Source organism: Formivibrio sp. oc-25 (genome assembly GCF_055810895.1).
In genome coordinates, this window is the sequence record NZ_JBVVOL010000014.1 from 32,266 (window position 1) to 44,500 (window position 12,235).

The 12,235-nt window shown below is 57.2% G+C and carries 15 protein-coding genes; 10 read left to right on the forward strand and 5 right to left on the reverse strand.

Annotated elements, in window-relative coordinates; all coding sequences use genetic code 11:
- Positions 1-64: 64 nt before the first annotated feature.
- On the reverse strand, positions 65-508 hold the full coding sequence (locus AC0KVQ_RS10645; RefSeq protein WP_473421140.1) for a MarR family winged helix-turn-helix transcriptional regulator: 444 nt from the start codon (positions 506-508) through the stop codon (positions 65-67).
- A 68-nt stretch (positions 509-576) separates the two neighbouring features.
- Between AC0KVQ_RS10645 and AC0KVQ_RS10650 the strand changes: the two genes are divergently transcribed.
- Genes AC0KVQ_RS10650 through AC0KVQ_RS10660 form a run of 3 tightly spaced genes read left to right on the forward strand, consistent with a single transcriptional unit; the run spans position 577 to position 2,788 of the window.
- On the forward strand, positions 577-1,776 hold the full coding sequence (locus AC0KVQ_RS10650) for an aminotransferase-like domain-containing protein (RefSeq protein WP_473421141.1): 1,200 nt from the start codon (positions 577-579) through the stop codon (positions 1,774-1,776).
- On the forward strand, positions 1,773-2,480 hold the full coding sequence (locus AC0KVQ_RS10655; protein WP_473421142.1) for an AzlC family ABC transporter permease: 708 nt from the start codon (positions 1,773-1,775) through the stop codon (positions 2,478-2,480). The genes AC0KVQ_RS10650 and AC0KVQ_RS10655 overlap by 4 nt, the downstream gene beginning before the upstream one ends.
- Positions 2,477-2,788, forward strand: a complete 312-nt coding sequence (locus AC0KVQ_RS10660; RefSeq protein ID WP_473421143.1) for an AzlD domain-containing protein — start codon at positions 2,477-2,479, stop codon at positions 2,786-2,788. Before AC0KVQ_RS10655 ends, AC0KVQ_RS10660 begins: the two co-directional genes overlap by 4 nt.
- A 61-nt stretch (positions 2,789-2,849) precedes the next feature.
- Here AC0KVQ_RS10660 and rquA read toward each other — a convergent pair whose 3' ends face one another.
- Entirely contained in the window at positions 2,850-3,566 is a 717-nt protein-coding gene (gene rquA, locus AC0KVQ_RS10665) for a rhodoquinone biosynthesis methyltransferase RquA (protein ID WP_473421144.1), read from the reverse strand.
- Between the two features lie 329 nt (positions 3,567-3,895).
- Here rquA and AC0KVQ_RS10670 point away from each other — a divergent pair, with 329 nt between their 5' ends.
- The gene (locus AC0KVQ_RS10670) at positions 3,896-5,344 is read left to right on the forward strand and encodes an aminoacyl-histidine dipeptidase (RefSeq protein ID WP_473421145.1); all 1,449 of its coding nucleotides are present in this window, start codon (positions 3,896-3,898) and stop codon (positions 5,342-5,344) included.
- A gap of 26 nt (positions 5,345-5,370) precedes the next feature.
- Here AC0KVQ_RS10670 and AC0KVQ_RS10675 read toward each other — a convergent pair whose 3' ends face one another.
- Positions 5,371-5,703, reverse strand: a complete 333-nt coding sequence (locus tag AC0KVQ_RS10675) for a hypothetical protein (protein ID WP_473421146.1) — start codon at positions 5,701-5,703, stop codon at positions 5,371-5,373.
- A 54-nt stretch (positions 5,704-5,757) separates the two neighbouring features.
- Here AC0KVQ_RS10675 and AC0KVQ_RS10680 point away from each other — a divergent pair, with 54 nt between their 5' ends.
- The gene (locus tag AC0KVQ_RS10680) at positions 5,758-6,555 is read left to right on the forward strand and encodes an alpha/beta hydrolase (RefSeq protein WP_473421147.1); all 798 of its coding nucleotides are present in this window, start codon (positions 5,758-5,760) and stop codon (positions 6,553-6,555) included.
- On the opposite strand, the gene AC0KVQ_RS10685 is transcribed toward AC0KVQ_RS10680, so the two are convergent.
- Both AC0KVQ_RS10685 and AC0KVQ_RS10690 read right to left on the reverse strand, forming a co-directional pair.
- A complete protein-coding gene (locus AC0KVQ_RS10685) occupies positions 6,544-6,774 on the reverse strand; it encodes a hypothetical protein (protein ID WP_473421148.1) in 231 nt (76 codons plus the stop codon). The genes AC0KVQ_RS10680 and AC0KVQ_RS10685 overlap by 12 nt on opposite strands.
- Positions 6,775-6,875: 101 nt before the next feature.
- Positions 6,876-7,589, reverse strand: a complete 714-nt coding sequence (locus AC0KVQ_RS10690) for an SPOR domain-containing protein (RefSeq protein WP_473421149.1) — start codon at positions 7,587-7,589, stop codon at positions 6,876-6,878.
- Between the two features lie 143 nt (positions 7,590-7,732).
- Between AC0KVQ_RS10690 and ndk the strand changes: the two genes are divergently transcribed.
- Genes ndk through ispG form a run of 5 tightly spaced genes read left to right on the forward strand, consistent with a single transcriptional unit; the run spans position 7,733 to position 12,235 of the window.
- Positions 7,733-8,158, forward strand: a complete 426-nt coding sequence (gene ndk, locus AC0KVQ_RS10695; RefSeq protein WP_473421150.1) for a nucleoside-diphosphate kinase — start codon at positions 7,733-7,735, stop codon at positions 8,156-8,158.
- Positions 8,159-8,168: 10 nt separating this feature from the next.
- Positions 8,169-9,305: a dual-specificity RNA methyltransferase RlmN gene (rlmN, locus tag AC0KVQ_RS10700; protein WP_473421151.1), complete on the forward strand. Its 1,137-nt coding sequence runs from the start codon at positions 8,169-8,171 to the stop codon at positions 9,303-9,305.
- Positions 9,302-10,054: a type IV pilus biogenesis/stability protein PilW gene (gene pilW / locus AC0KVQ_RS10705; RefSeq protein ID WP_473421152.1), complete on the forward strand. Its 753-nt coding sequence runs from the start codon at positions 9,302-9,304 to the stop codon at positions 10,052-10,054. The genes rlmN and pilW overlap by 4 nt, the downstream gene beginning before the upstream one ends.
- 2 nt (positions 10,055-10,056) lie before the next feature.
- Positions 10,057-10,953 carry a RodZ domain-containing protein gene (locus tag AC0KVQ_RS10710; RefSeq protein ID WP_473421153.1) on the forward strand — a complete coding sequence of 299 codons (897 nt, stop codon included), beginning with the start codon at positions 10,057-10,059 and terminating at the stop codon, positions 10,951-10,953.
- A 10-nt stretch (positions 10,954-10,963) separates the two neighbouring features.
- Complete coding sequence (gene ispG, locus AC0KVQ_RS10715) at positions 10,964-12,235, forward strand: flavodoxin-dependent (E)-4-hydroxy-3-methylbut-2-enyl-diphosphate synthase (RefSeq protein ID WP_473421154.1); 1,272 nt, start codon at positions 10,964-10,966, stop codon at positions 12,233-12,235.

Sequence of the window (12,235 nt, forward strand, 5' to 3'; positions counted from 1 at the left end):
GGATGTAAAAAGGCCGCACGTCGCAAGACAGGCGGCCTTTTCAATAGATGGGGCGCATCGATTCTTACTGGCGTTGACCCTTTTCGCTATTGGCCAACGCAGTCATCACCATGCGCCAGCCGGTTTCGGCTTCCTGGCCACAGATGTTGAAAATATTGGTCAACAATTTGTGCTGGCTGGCGCAGAGTTCTGCATCGAGTTTGAGTCCTTCCACTGTGAGCGTCAGGCATTTCACGCGCCGGTCGTTTTCGGACAGTTCCGCAGCAATCAGGCCAAGCTCCTGCAGCCTGCGCAGCGGTGCGTTGAGTGCCTGCTTGCTGACGCCCAGTTTGGACAGCAGCTTGTTGACTGACAGGCCGGGATCTCGTCCGACGAAGTAGATGATGCGGTGGTGGACGCGTGCCAAGCCACGCTTTGCCAGCATTTCATCCGGCAACGCAGTAAACGCGCGATAACCGTAAAAAAGCAGTTCCTGCGCAGAGTAGAGTCGGTCGTTTTTCTTGTTCATGGTTGACATTCTACCAGAGGAATGAAAATATATACGTCAATATAATTGACTAAATTGGAGTGCTGACCATGTTGGCAAAACGCATTGACCGGCTGACTTCGTCGCTGGTGCGCGATATCCTGGCGCTGGCTACCCAGCCTGGCATGATTTCATTTGCCGGTGGTCTGCCTGCAGAAGAAGGCCTGTTTCGGGCGCAGGATGCCGGCATTGATCTGAATGCGTTGCCGGATTCGATCTGGCAATACGGCATGAGCGAAGGCGAGCCGGCGTTGCGCGAGTGGGTGGCGCAGCGCGTCAGCCAGTTGGGCCTGCCCTGTTCGGCGCAGCAGGTGCTGATCCTGAACGGATCGCAGCAGGGTATCGATCTTATGGCCAAGTTGCTGGTGGAGGAGGGTGACCGTATCCTGGTCGAATCGCCGGCCTACCTGGCGGCATTACAGGTATTTCGCCTGTTTGGTGCGGACATGCATGGTGTTGCGCAGGATGATGACGGTGCATTGCCCGATGCGCTGGCTGCCGCACCCGATGCACGCCTGGCCTACTTTACCCCGACCTTCCAGAATCCGACCGGTCGTTGCACCTCGGTCGCGCGGCGAGCCGAGCTGGCATCGATCTGCGATGCGCGAGAGCTGGTGGTGTTTGAAGATGACCCGTATCGTGACCTGAGTTTTGATGAGCCGGCACCCGCACCGCTGGTTTCGCATTTGAAGGATGCATGCTGGGTATATCAGGGTTCATTTTCCAAAACCCTCTCGCCAGGATTGCGACTGGGATTTCTGGTTGCCCACCCGGCACTGTATCCGGCCTTGCTCAAGCTCAAGCAGGCCGCAGATCTGCACAGCAACCGCCTGAGTCAGCACATCGTGTTGCAGGCATTGCAGCAGGGCATGGTTGAAGCGCATGTGGCACGCAATCTGCCACTGTATCGCCAGCGCCGCGATGCCATGCAGGCTGCGCTGATGCAGCATCTGTCCGGCATGGCGGACTGGGTGGTTCCCAAGGGCGGCCTGTTTTTCTGGCTGCGCCTGCACGAACGCATCGATGGCACTGCCTTGTTGCATGCGGCTATCGAGCGCGGGCTGGTTTTCATGCCGGGAGATGCCTTCTTTGCCGGGGAGCCTGAATACTCAGCCCTGCGCCTGAATTTCAGCCACTCCAACCCTGATGAAATCCGGCGCGGGGTGGAAGTGTTGGCGCAACTCCTCAATCACATCAGGGTTGTCCCGGACTGCGTCCTCCAATCAGAAACCGCTATCCTGCCCGAATGAATACTCCCCGCACGCTGATGCTTGCGGGCCTGCGCGATACCGTACCGATGCTGGTGGGTGCAGGTCCGTTCGGCCTTATTTTCGGCACGCTTGCCGCATCGGCCGGCATGTCGGTCTGGGCTGCGCTGGGCATGTCCTTGTTTGTGTTTGCCGGTTCTTCGCAATTCGTTGGCGTGTCCTTGATCGCGGCCGGTGCGGCGGCGCCAGTGATCTGGCTGACCACCTTGATCGTCAACCTGCGCCACGCACTCTATAGTGCCACGCTGCAACCCTATGCCAAGCATTGGCCGGCAGCCTGGCGCTGGTTGCTGTCGTTCTGGCTGACCGATGAAACCTTTGCCGTGGTGGAACACCGGTTTCGCGAACACGGGAGTGATGGTGCCCAGTGGTATCAGCTGGGATCCTCGTTGGGTATGTACCTGAACTGGGTGTTCTGGAGTGGTATCGGTATCCTGATTGGCAAGAGCATTCCCGGGGTGGAAAGCTGGGGACTGGATTTTGCCATGCTGGCTACATTCGCTGCCATTGTCGCCCCGCAGTTGCGCCAGTACGCGGTACTGGCTGCCGCAGTGATGGCCGGCAGTACCGCTTTGCTGCTGCGTGGCATGCCCTACAAACTGGATCTGATGTGTGCCGCGTTTGCCGGAGTTGCGGCTGGATTGCTGGCGGAATATTGGTTGAAAAAAGGCAAGGGCAGATCATGAATCACTGGCTGATCATACTGGGCATGGCGCTGGTAACGTTTCCGGTACGTGCCAGTTTTCTGGTGTTTGGCCATCGTATCGAGTTTCCGCCAGTGTTGCGCCGGGCGCTGCATTATGTGCCTGCTGCGGTGCTGACCGCCCTGATCGCGCCCATGGCCTTGGCGCCAGGTGGCGAGGTGGAATTGAGTCTGGATAACGCCTACCTGATCGGTACGCTGGTTGCGGGTCTGGTGGCGTTCGCGACGCGCAAGACCCTGCTGGCAATCTGTGTGAGTTTCGTGGTCTACGCGCTGGTGCGCTGGCTGTGATGGCTGGATCAACCATTCCGATTTGAACGGTTGATCCAGATGGGCGGCTGCGTATCGCTGGTTATTCCGGTTGGTGTGTGACGACCACGATCTGATAAACCCCGCCGAAGATGGTGCGCTTGCGCCAGACAAACTGTTCGGGATGGCTGGCGTAGTGGGAAAGCTCATGCTGCCAGAGCGCATCGGCAAACGGCTCCAGCCAGGCGTTGACGATTTTCAGAATCCAGCGAATCGGCTGCCACCAGGCCGGACGATGATAGTCGACCAGAATCAGTTTGCCATGTCGGGGAAGTTTGGCCAGCAGGTGGTTCAGAATCTGGCGCTTTTTCTCGTCCGGTACTTCATGCAGCAGGAAAAAGCTGCAAATTAGATCGTAATCATCCACTTCTCCGGCAAAAGTCGCCGCATCGTGCCGGATTACCCTGGCCCAGGGCAGGTCGGCAAGTTTCCCTTTGCCGTGCTCCACCTGTATCGGCGTGATATCCGTCAGATGGAATGCTCCGCTGGCTCCCGTTGTTTGTGCCGCACGACGGACCAGATCACCATAGACGTGGGCAATCTGCCAGATACGCATGCCAGGTTCGATCTCTTGCAGATAGGCTTGCATCAGGCGTTGATCGTTGCCAAACAGCAGGGTGCGCACGACGATGTTGCGATCCAGCTGGCGTACCCAGGCCGGATCGACATAAGCCCAGTCATAGACTTCGGTCATGTAGTCGGGTACCCCCCGGTAGTAGAAGTCGGAATCCGCGGTGGTGGTCAATGGTGATTCTGGCATTTTCAGGTCTGGTGTAATCAAAGCGAAGCTCGACAATACGGCATGATTGGCATGGCAGCTTTGTCGACAATACAAAAAACGGCTTGAGACGGCGGGTAATATTACCGGCGAGGTGGGATGTCAACAAGGAAAATAGGATATTCCATCAATGGGTTATGGTCTTTTCTTTGATTGCTGGAGGTGGTCGGGATGCTGTTGTGTCCTGACATCAATTTTGTAGTGCATGAGTTCTGCCAATTGAACATTTGTAGTGGCGGTGGCAGCATGCGATTCCGCAAAGAACAATCGCGCCGCAGCAACTGGCTGTGGTCATTGGCGCAGAGGTATTCATGAATCTGGCAGAACTGTCCGCACATCCCGTCTGGCATCACTTTTTCACGCTGTGTTCCCATCCGCGACCGTCTGGCCAGGAGGCGGCGCTGCGCGCAGCCTTGCAGTCCTGGGCAGTATCCCGTGGCTTGGATCATCTGGTCGATGATGGCGGCAATCTGATCATTCGCAAGCCCGCCACTGCAGGCATGGATGATCGGGTTGGCGTTGTCCTGCAGGCACATCTCGATATGGTTTGCCAGAAGAACCATGACAACCCGCATGTTTTTGCCACGGATCCGATTTTGCCCGAGATCCATGACGGATGGGTTAAGGCGCGCGGAACCACGCTCGGTGCTGATAATGGTATTGGCGTGGCGGCAGCGCTGGCAGTGCTTGAGTCGGATGCTATAGCACACGGGCCGCTTGAAGTTTTGCTGACGGTGGATGAGGAGGCTGGCATGTCGGGTGCGCGCGCACTGCAGTCCGGATTCCTGCAAGGCAAGCTGCTGTTTAACCTCGATACCGAAGACTGGGGCGAGTTGTATGTGGGCTGTGCGGGCGGGATCGATGTCACGCTGCGCCGCCATGTCGGCCGGGAGCCCGTTTCGGCGGCATTCGTGCTACGTGAAGTAAGTATCAGCGGGCTCAGGGGCGGGCATTCCGGCTGCGATATCCATCTGGAGCGTGCCAATGCGATTCGCTTGCTGGCGAGATTGCTGCAGCATACGTGCCGGCAAACTGATTTGCGTCTGGTGTCCTTCAATGGCGGCACCGTTCGCAATGCGCTGCCGCGAGAGGCTTCTGCCATTGTGGCGATACCGGCTTGTGACGAGAGCATTCTCGATGCCCAGGTTCGCGCATTCCAGGCGCGCTATTCCGAAGATTATGCCTGCGTGGAAGACAGCATCTGCCTGCGGGTGGGTTTGGCAAGCGAGAGCAGCATGTCGCGGGCAAGCGATACCCAGACCATCCTTGATTTGCTCGCAGCCTTGCCGCATGGCGTGCGTCGCTGGAGCCGGCAGGTGCCGGGGGTGGTGGAATCCTCGAACAATCTGGGCGTGATCAGCTTCGATACCGAATTGGAGGTGGTGTTGATGGTGCGTTCGCTGACTGATTCGGGGGCTGATGAATTGGCTGTCGCGATAGAATCCTGTGCCCGCCTGGCTGGTGTTCAGTCCGAACGCAGCGGGGCATATCCGGGTTGGCAGCCAGATTTGACCTCGCGGGCGTTGCAGGTGGCGCAGGGAGTATACCGGGCACAGTTCGGGCTGGAGCCTGCGATCAAAGTGATCCATGCCGGGCTAGAGTGTGGCTTGATTGGTGCCAAATATCCCGATGTCGAAATGGTTTCGTTCGGGCCCGTCATCAAGGATGCGCATTCCCCGGACGAAAAGGTGGAAATCAGTTCTGTAGACCGGTTCTGGAGGTTGCTGCAAGGTTGTCTGGCGGCCGTGCCGCAGGCGTGAGAATTACTCGTCCGCTGTGGTGAAGGTCAGATCAGGCCTTGATCCGAATCCAGCAGATTATCCAGCCGGTGCTGGCCGAGATGCTGGCGCAGGCTTTTGCGCGAAAGCAGTTTTTCACGGGCTGCTTCGGGCAGGTCGGTCAGCCTGAGAACGTTCTTGTTGATCAGTACGTCGATCAGATCTTCCAGTACGCGGATCAGATCATCGTCCAGCTGGCTGAATATCGCTGCTTCCGGCGATTCGCCCAGAAAATTGGCGATCTCCGGGTGGTTTGAAGGCAGAAATTCCTGAGCGTCAATTTCCGGGGCTTGCAACAGGGCGGAAACTTGCCCATTCTGGTCTCGCCTGACATATGGCATGGCATGGCCTCCTTTTCCTATCCATCGTAGCAGTCCGCAACAAATACGGGAATCATGATTCAGCCAGAACTGGAATTGCTTCACTTCAAACCCGTTCAGTGCAGGCGTTTGCCACCGGTATTGTTCCTGCATGGCGCTTATGCAGGGGCCTGGTGCTGGCAGCCCTTCATGCAAGCGCTGGCTGCTGCCGGGATCGAGTCCTATGCCTTGAGCTTTCGCGGCCATGGGGGCAGCGCGGGACGGGATAAGCTTGATAGCTGGTCGGTTGATGATTATGTGACGGATCTGTTCCAGTCCGCGGAAAGGTTGCCAGCGCGGCCGCTGCTGGTTGCGCATTCCATGGGCGGCTATATTGCGCAACGTTTTTTATCGCGAGGCGGGCAGGCGGCCGGCTTGGCTTTGCTGGCCAGCGTGCCACCCTATGGTCTCACGGGATCTGCCTGCTTCATGGCCATGTTCCATTCCCAGTTGTTGATGCAGCTGAAAAATTTCGAACTGGGTCATGTGCAGCATCCGGAACCGGCGATGATCGGCAATCTGCTTTTTTCCGATGACATGCCATGGGCTGATTTGTCCACATTTGCGCACAGTGCCCAGCGCGAATCGCTGCGGGCACTCTCGGAAATGCTGCTGCCACAACCGTGGCGCATGTGGGCGCTGCCCACCTTGCCGGCACTGGTTCTGGGGGCCGGCAGTGACAAAATCATTCCGGTGACGGATGTCTGGGCCAGTGCCAGTGCGCTTGCTGTCGAGCCGGTGATGATCGAGCACAGCGGTCATGCCATGATGCTGGATGTGTATCGCGATAAGGTACTTGAGCGGTTGTTGGTGTGGATCGATTCAATCGTCTGAGTTGGGCATCCATTCGAAGCCACATTTCAGGCAGCGACAGGTGAATTCGATGTGATGGGTGGGCAATTCATTGGTGACGATGTCATCTTCCCCTGCGTTGCATTCGGGGCAGGATTGCGGTTTGCTGTGTTCGGTGTGCAGGTCATGCCCGGTTTTTTCAGTAGCAGGATGCAAATGCAGCAGAACGTTTGCAGCGCCTTCGGTGTATTTGTTGGACATGTCTCTCTCCTGCAGTAACGTGGACCTGTTTCAAGTAGTGCAGACCCGGTTAAAAAACCGAGTCTGATTCATTTATCGAACATATTTCCATTTTTGGCGAGCTACTCCGTCCGGAGGACGGGATCGATGCCCAGTTTTCGCAGTTTGAACAAGGCAGCTTCTGCTTCCGCTTTAGTCCGGAATGGACCGATTTGTACGCGTGTCTCCAGATAGACGGGAATGCCGGCACGCTGAACCTGCAGTAGCAGTTTTTCTGCATTGCTGGCATGCAGGAAAGCGCCCGCCTGCAAGGTATAGCCATTTGCTGGCGTTGCTGGCGATGGCTTGGCCGCAGTCTGTGGATTTTGCTGTTGTGGTTGGACTGATTTGGGTGGAGCTGTTGGTGCTGGTTTGGCTGGCGATTGCATCGCAGTAGCAGGGGTGGGCGGCGCGGGCGAGGTTGTTGCTTCGCGAACATTAGCCGGCGGGTTGATCGCTTGATTTGCTATGGCGGGTGCCGAAGCTGCAGCCATCGCTGTGGAAGCGGTTTCGTTCATGCTGTCACTAGGTATCGATGCAGCCGCTGAGGAAATGTTATCGGCCGCGGACGCCTGTACATGCGATGTGATTTCCTGTGGCGTGGATGCAGAAACTGTCGGCGAAGGCGTGTTGGTTACCGATAGTCTGGGGGGCGGATTTCGATCCTGATCCAGCCAGAACAGGGTGCCCACAACGCCGGCCACCAGCAGTGCGGCGATTCCCAGTCGCCAGATCAGTTGCGTGCGCAGTTTGCGCTGTTCTTCCTGCTGCAGAATGGGGTCGAGTGCGTCGTTCATTGGCATGTCTGGTTGTTTGTTATAATGCACGGCTTGCCCGGTAGTTATCAGGTCATCATGATGTACCGGGGCAGGGGATCTGGCGGCAGCCGCCGCCTGACCATAAATAATATCAACAAAATCAAAAATAACTGGAGATACCTATGGCGATTGAGCGCACGCTCTCGATTATCAAGCCCGATGCGGTGGCGGATAATCAGATTGGCAAGATTTATGAACGATTTGAACAGAATGGGCTCAAGATCGTAGCCGCAAGAATGAAACGGCTGTCGCAAGCCGAGGCTGAAGGTTTTTATGCAGTGCATCGCGATCGTCCCTTCTTTGGCGAGCTGGTGCAGTTCATGCAGTCCGGGCCCGTGATGATCCAGGTGCTGGAAGGCGAAAATGCCATCGCCCGATACCGGGAGCTGATGGGGTCGACCGACCCGAAGAAGGCCGCGCCGGGTACGTTGCGCGCAGATTTTGCCAAGTCGATTCAGGCCAATGCGGTGCATGGCTCGGATAGCCCGGAAAATGCCGCGATTGAAATTGCATGGTTTTTTGCACAAAGCGAAATAGCTTTACATTGAGAAGATACTGATGCCGGTCAATTTGCTGGATTTTGATGCCGAACAGCTCGCCCGTTTCGTTGCGGAAATGGGTGAGAAGCCATTTCGCGCCAAGCAGTTGCTGAAATGGATTCACCAGCGCGGGGTGTCGGATTTTGAAGCGATGACCGACATCGCCAAACCTTTTCGCCAGAAATTGGCCATGCAGGCGGAAGTTCGGGTGCCGGCCATGCTGGCTGAGCAGGTTGCTTCCGATGGGACCTACAAGTGGCTGCTCGATGTTGGTGCTGCCAATGGTGTTGAGACTGTTTTTATCCCGGAAGACGATCGCGGTACCTTGTGTGTGTCGAGCCAGGTCGGTTGTGCTCTGGATTGCACATTTTGCTCCACGGCACGCCAGGGGTTCAATCGTAACCTGACCACGGGCGAGATCATCGGCCAGCTGTGGTGGGCAAATAATCGCCTGAATGCCGCGGCAGCACGCCTGGGTGATGCCGCCAATGAGAGCGGACGCGTGGTTTCCAATGTCGTTCTGATGGGGATGGGCGAACCGCTCGCCAATTACGACAACGTTGTTGCTGCCTTGCGGCTGATGCTGGACGACAATGCCTATGGTTTGTCACGTCGTCGCGTAACGCTGTCAACCTCAGGGTTGGTGCCGGCGATCGATCGCCTGCGTGAGGATTGCCCGGTGGCGTTGGCTATCAGCCTGCACGCGCCCAACGATACCATCCGCGATCGGATCGTGCCGATCAACCGCAAGTATCCGCTCAAGGAACTGTTGGCGGCATGTCAACGTTATCTGGAAAAGGCACCGCGCGATTTCATCACATTTGAATACATCATGCTGGCCGGGGTGAATGATCAGCCGGAACATGCGCGGGAACTGGCCCGGCTGGTCCGCAGTGTGCCGTGCAAGTTCAATCTGATTCCATTCAATCCGTTTCCTGATGCCGGCTACGAGCGTTCCGGGCGCGACGCCATCATGACTTTTCGCGATATTCTGATCGAGGCCGGTTACGTGGTGACCGTGCGCAAGGTGCGCGGCGATGATATCGATGCAGCATGCGGCCAATTGGCCGGGAAAGTGCAGGATCGTACGCGTCGCAAGGAAAAGGCTGCATTGACTGCGCAGACCATTACCTTTGCCAAAAGAGAGGGCGCATGAAACCGGGTCGGACAAGTCTGATTGCGTTGCTGTCACTGGCCGTGATGGCCTGCCAGCAAGTGCCTGTGGAAAATGCCAGCAGCGATGAGCGTGCTGCCGTGCGTACACGATTGGCGGCCGAATACTTCAAGCGCAATCAATATGGCGTGGCGATGGAAGAAGCGCAGAAGGCTGTGGCGATCAATGGTGTCTATGCGCCGGCTTATAGCATGCTGGCCCTGATCAATATGGAAATACGCGAGGATGCCCAGGCGCGACGTTATTTCCAGAAAGCGCTTGAGTTGGCACCACGCAATCCAGATTTTCACCACAACTATGGCTATTTCCTGTGTGATCGTGGCGAGTGGCGGCAGGGGATAGATCATTATCTGCAGGCCTTGCGTGATCCCTTGTATGCCACACCGGACAAGACGCTGGTTGCCGCCGGTATTTGTGCCGAGGCAGGCAAATGGGATAGCGAGGCAAAGAGTTATTATGAGCGCGCCTTGCGCATGCAGCCGGCAAGCAATCAGGCCAGGTTTTTTCTTGCCTCCTTATTGCTGAAACAAGGGGAAATCACCCAGGCCCGCACGTATGCACTGATGCTGGCCAGGCAGGCCAATCCAAGCGCTGCCGATTTGTGGCTGGCAGTTCGCGTAGAGCGCAAGCTGGGCAGCAAAGAGAGCGAACGTCGTTACGCCGAGCTGTTGCAGCAGCGTCATCCCAATTCATTGGAAACTTCCCGATTGCTTGCAGAGCAATATGACTGATCATGAGTGATAGTACCCATCCACCATCTGATTCCGATCTCGTCGAATTATCGGTCGGCCAGACCCTGCGGTCTGCACGAGAATCGAGCGGCCTGTCCATCGAAGAAGTTGCCGAGCGCCTGAAGTTGACGGCTCGGCAGTTGAATGCGATCGAATCCGATGAGTTCGATTCCCTGCCCGGCAATACATTCGTACGCGGTTTCGTGCGCAATTATGCTCGTCTGCTGGGTGTCGATTCCCGGCCCTTGCTGGACAAGCTTGCCGCTTTCCTTCCGGCAGAGCGTGTGCAGGCGGCCATGCCATATGTCGGAGATGCCACGGCCCTGGCTTCTGCTGCGATGCCAGGCCGGCAAGTCCGGAACTGGCCGCTTTTGCTGGCGTCAGCGCTGGGACTGATGATTGGTGTCGGTGGGGTGTTCTGGTACCTGCAGCGACCACCAGAGCCGGATATGTCGATGACAGCCATGCCGGTACCCGCACCGGATGTCGCGAGTGCAGTGGACTCTATGGTTTTGGTCAGCGAGGCATCGGATGTGATGCCGGAAATCGAGCAGGCAAGTAGTCCCCTGCCGGAGATGGCCAGCGTGCCGGTGGGGGCATCGCAGCCGGCCATCATGATACAAGCCCCTCAGGCTGTTGCTTCAGTGGTACAGCCAGCCAGTTTTGCCGCAGTTCGCGTGACCGTGGCATTCGATAGCTGGGTACAGATCGTGGATGCCAAGGGGCAGACGCTGGTTTCGCAACTGATGCGCCAGGGTATGGAACAGACTGTTTCGGGTGAACCACCGTACCGGATCAAAATCGGCAATGCGCCACAAACGCGCCTTTTCTATCGTGGCCAGCCCGTGGATCTGGCTCCCCATACCCGGGCCGATGTTGCAACGTTAGAACTCAAGTAACTGGATAGTCATGACTTTTTCTCCTATTCCAAGACGTGCCACCCATCAGGTTCGCATCGGCCCGCATCTCGTGGGCAGCGAGCATCCGGTGCTGGTGCAATCGATGACCAATACGGATACGGCTGACCTGGATGCTACGGTCAAGCAGGTATATGAACTGTGGCGGGCTGGTTCCGAGGTGGTGCGTATCACCGTGAATAGCCCGGAAGCCGCCGCACAGGTTGCCAATATCCGCAATCGGCTGGATCAGTTGGGTTGCGATGTGCCGCTGGTGGGTGATTTCCATTTCAACGGTGATCGTTTGCTGCGCGATTACCCGGATTGTGCGGTGGCGCTGGCCAAGTACCGCATCAATCCCGGAAATGTTGGCAAGGGCAGCAAGCGTGACGAAAAGTTCGGCTTCATGATCGAACAGGCAGTCAAGTACGACAAACCGGTGCGTATTGGCGTGAATTGGGGATCGCTCGATCAAGCGATGGTTGTGCGCCTGATGGACGAGAATGCCCGATCATCCCAACCCTTGCCGGTCGATGCCGTGATGCGGGAGGCATTGATTCGCTCGGCGCTCGATTCCGCCGAGCAGGCGATTGGCTGGGGCATGCGCGCGGATCAGATCATCTTGTCGTGCAAGGTTTCGCATGTACAGGATCTGATTGCGGTTTATCGCGATCTGGCCAAGCGGTGCAATTACGCCCTGCATCTGGGGTTGACCGAAGCCGGCATGGGCTCGAAAGGTATTGTGGCGTCCACCGCAGCGCTTGCGGTGTTGCTGCAGGAGGGAATTGGTGACACCATCCGCGTGTCGCTGACTCCGGAACCCGGTGGCGATCGCACGCGCGAGGTCGTGGTGGCGCAGGAAATCCTGCAGACCATGGGCCTGCGTTCGTTTACCCCGTTGGTGACGGCCTGTCCAGGATGCGGCCGTACGACTTCGACCGTTTTCCAGGAACTTGCCCAAAGCATTCAGGCTTTCCTGCGCGAGCAAATGCCGGTCTGGCGCCTGCAATACCCGGGAGTCGAAGATCTCAAGGTTGCCGTGATGGGCTGTGTGGTCAACGGCCCCGGTGAATCAAAACTCGCCGATATCGGCATCAGCCTGCCCGGCACTGGTGAAGTCCCGGTCTGCCCGGTGTATGTCGATGGTGAAAAAACCGTCACGCTCAAGGGCGAGCATGTGGTCGAAGAATTCCAGTCCATCGTCGAGGATTACGTCAGAACCCGCTATGGCGAAGGCGGAATCAAGCGACGCGAAACATCAACCATTCCACTCAAGCAAATCTGA

What these genes read in the sequence shown, in the direction of transcription:
- AC0KVQ_RS10670 (WP_473421145.1), top strand. Translation starts at nt 3,896, where the DNA reads ATGAATCTGGCAGAACTGTCCGCACATCCCGTCTGGCATCACTTTTTC.
- rlmN (WP_473421151.1), top strand. Translation starts at nt 8,169, where the DNA reads ATGCCGGTCAATTTGCTGGATTTTGATGCCGAACAGCTCGCCCGTTTC.
- AC0KVQ_RS10680 (WP_473421147.1), top strand. Translation starts at nt 5,758, where the DNA reads ATGATTCAGCCAGAACTGGAATTGCTTCACTTCAAACCCGTTCAGTGC.
- ispG (WP_473421154.1), top strand. Translation starts at nt 10,964, where the DNA reads ATGACTTTTTCTCCTATTCCAAGACGTGCCACCCATCAGGTTCGCATC.
- pilW (WP_473421152.1), top strand. Translation starts at nt 9,302, where the DNA reads ATGAAACCGGGTCGGACAAGTCTGATTGCGTTGCTGTCACTGGCCGTG.
- AC0KVQ_RS10660 (WP_473421143.1), top strand. Translation starts at nt 2,477, where the DNA reads ATGAATCACTGGCTGATCATACTGGGCATGGCGCTGGTAACGTTTCCG.
- AC0KVQ_RS10710 (WP_473421153.1), top strand. Translation starts at nt 10,057, where the DNA reads ATGAGTGATAGTACCCATCCACCATCTGATTCCGATCTCGTCGAATTA.
- rquA (WP_473421144.1), bottom strand. Translation starts at nt 3,566, where the DNA reads ATGCCAGAATCACCATTGACCACCACCGCGGATTCCGACTTCTACTAC.
- AC0KVQ_RS10655 (WP_473421142.1), top strand. Translation starts at nt 1,773, where the DNA reads ATGAATACTCCCCGCACGCTGATGCTTGCGGGCCTGCGCGATACCGTA.
- ndk (WP_473421150.1), top strand. Translation starts at nt 7,733, where the DNA reads ATGGCGATTGAGCGCACGCTCTCGATTATCAAGCCCGATGCGGTGGCG.
- AC0KVQ_RS10690 (WP_473421149.1), bottom strand. Translation starts at nt 7,589, where the DNA reads ATGAACGACGCACTCGACCCCATTCTGCAGCAGGAAGAACAGCGCAAA.
- AC0KVQ_RS10685 (WP_473421148.1), bottom strand. Translation starts at nt 6,774, where the DNA reads ATGTCCAACAAATACACCGAAGGCGCTGCAAACGTTCTGCTGCATTTG.
- AC0KVQ_RS10650 (WP_473421141.1), top strand. Translation starts at nt 577, where the DNA reads ATGTTGGCAAAACGCATTGACCGGCTGACTTCGTCGCTGGTGCGCGAT.
- AC0KVQ_RS10645 (WP_473421140.1), bottom strand. Translation starts at nt 508, where the DNA reads ATGAACAAGAAAAACGACCGACTCTACTCTGCGCAGGAACTGCTTTTT.
- AC0KVQ_RS10675 (WP_473421146.1), bottom strand. Translation starts at nt 5,703, where the DNA reads ATGCCATATGTCAGGCGAGACCAGAATGGGCAAGTTTCCGCCCTGTTG.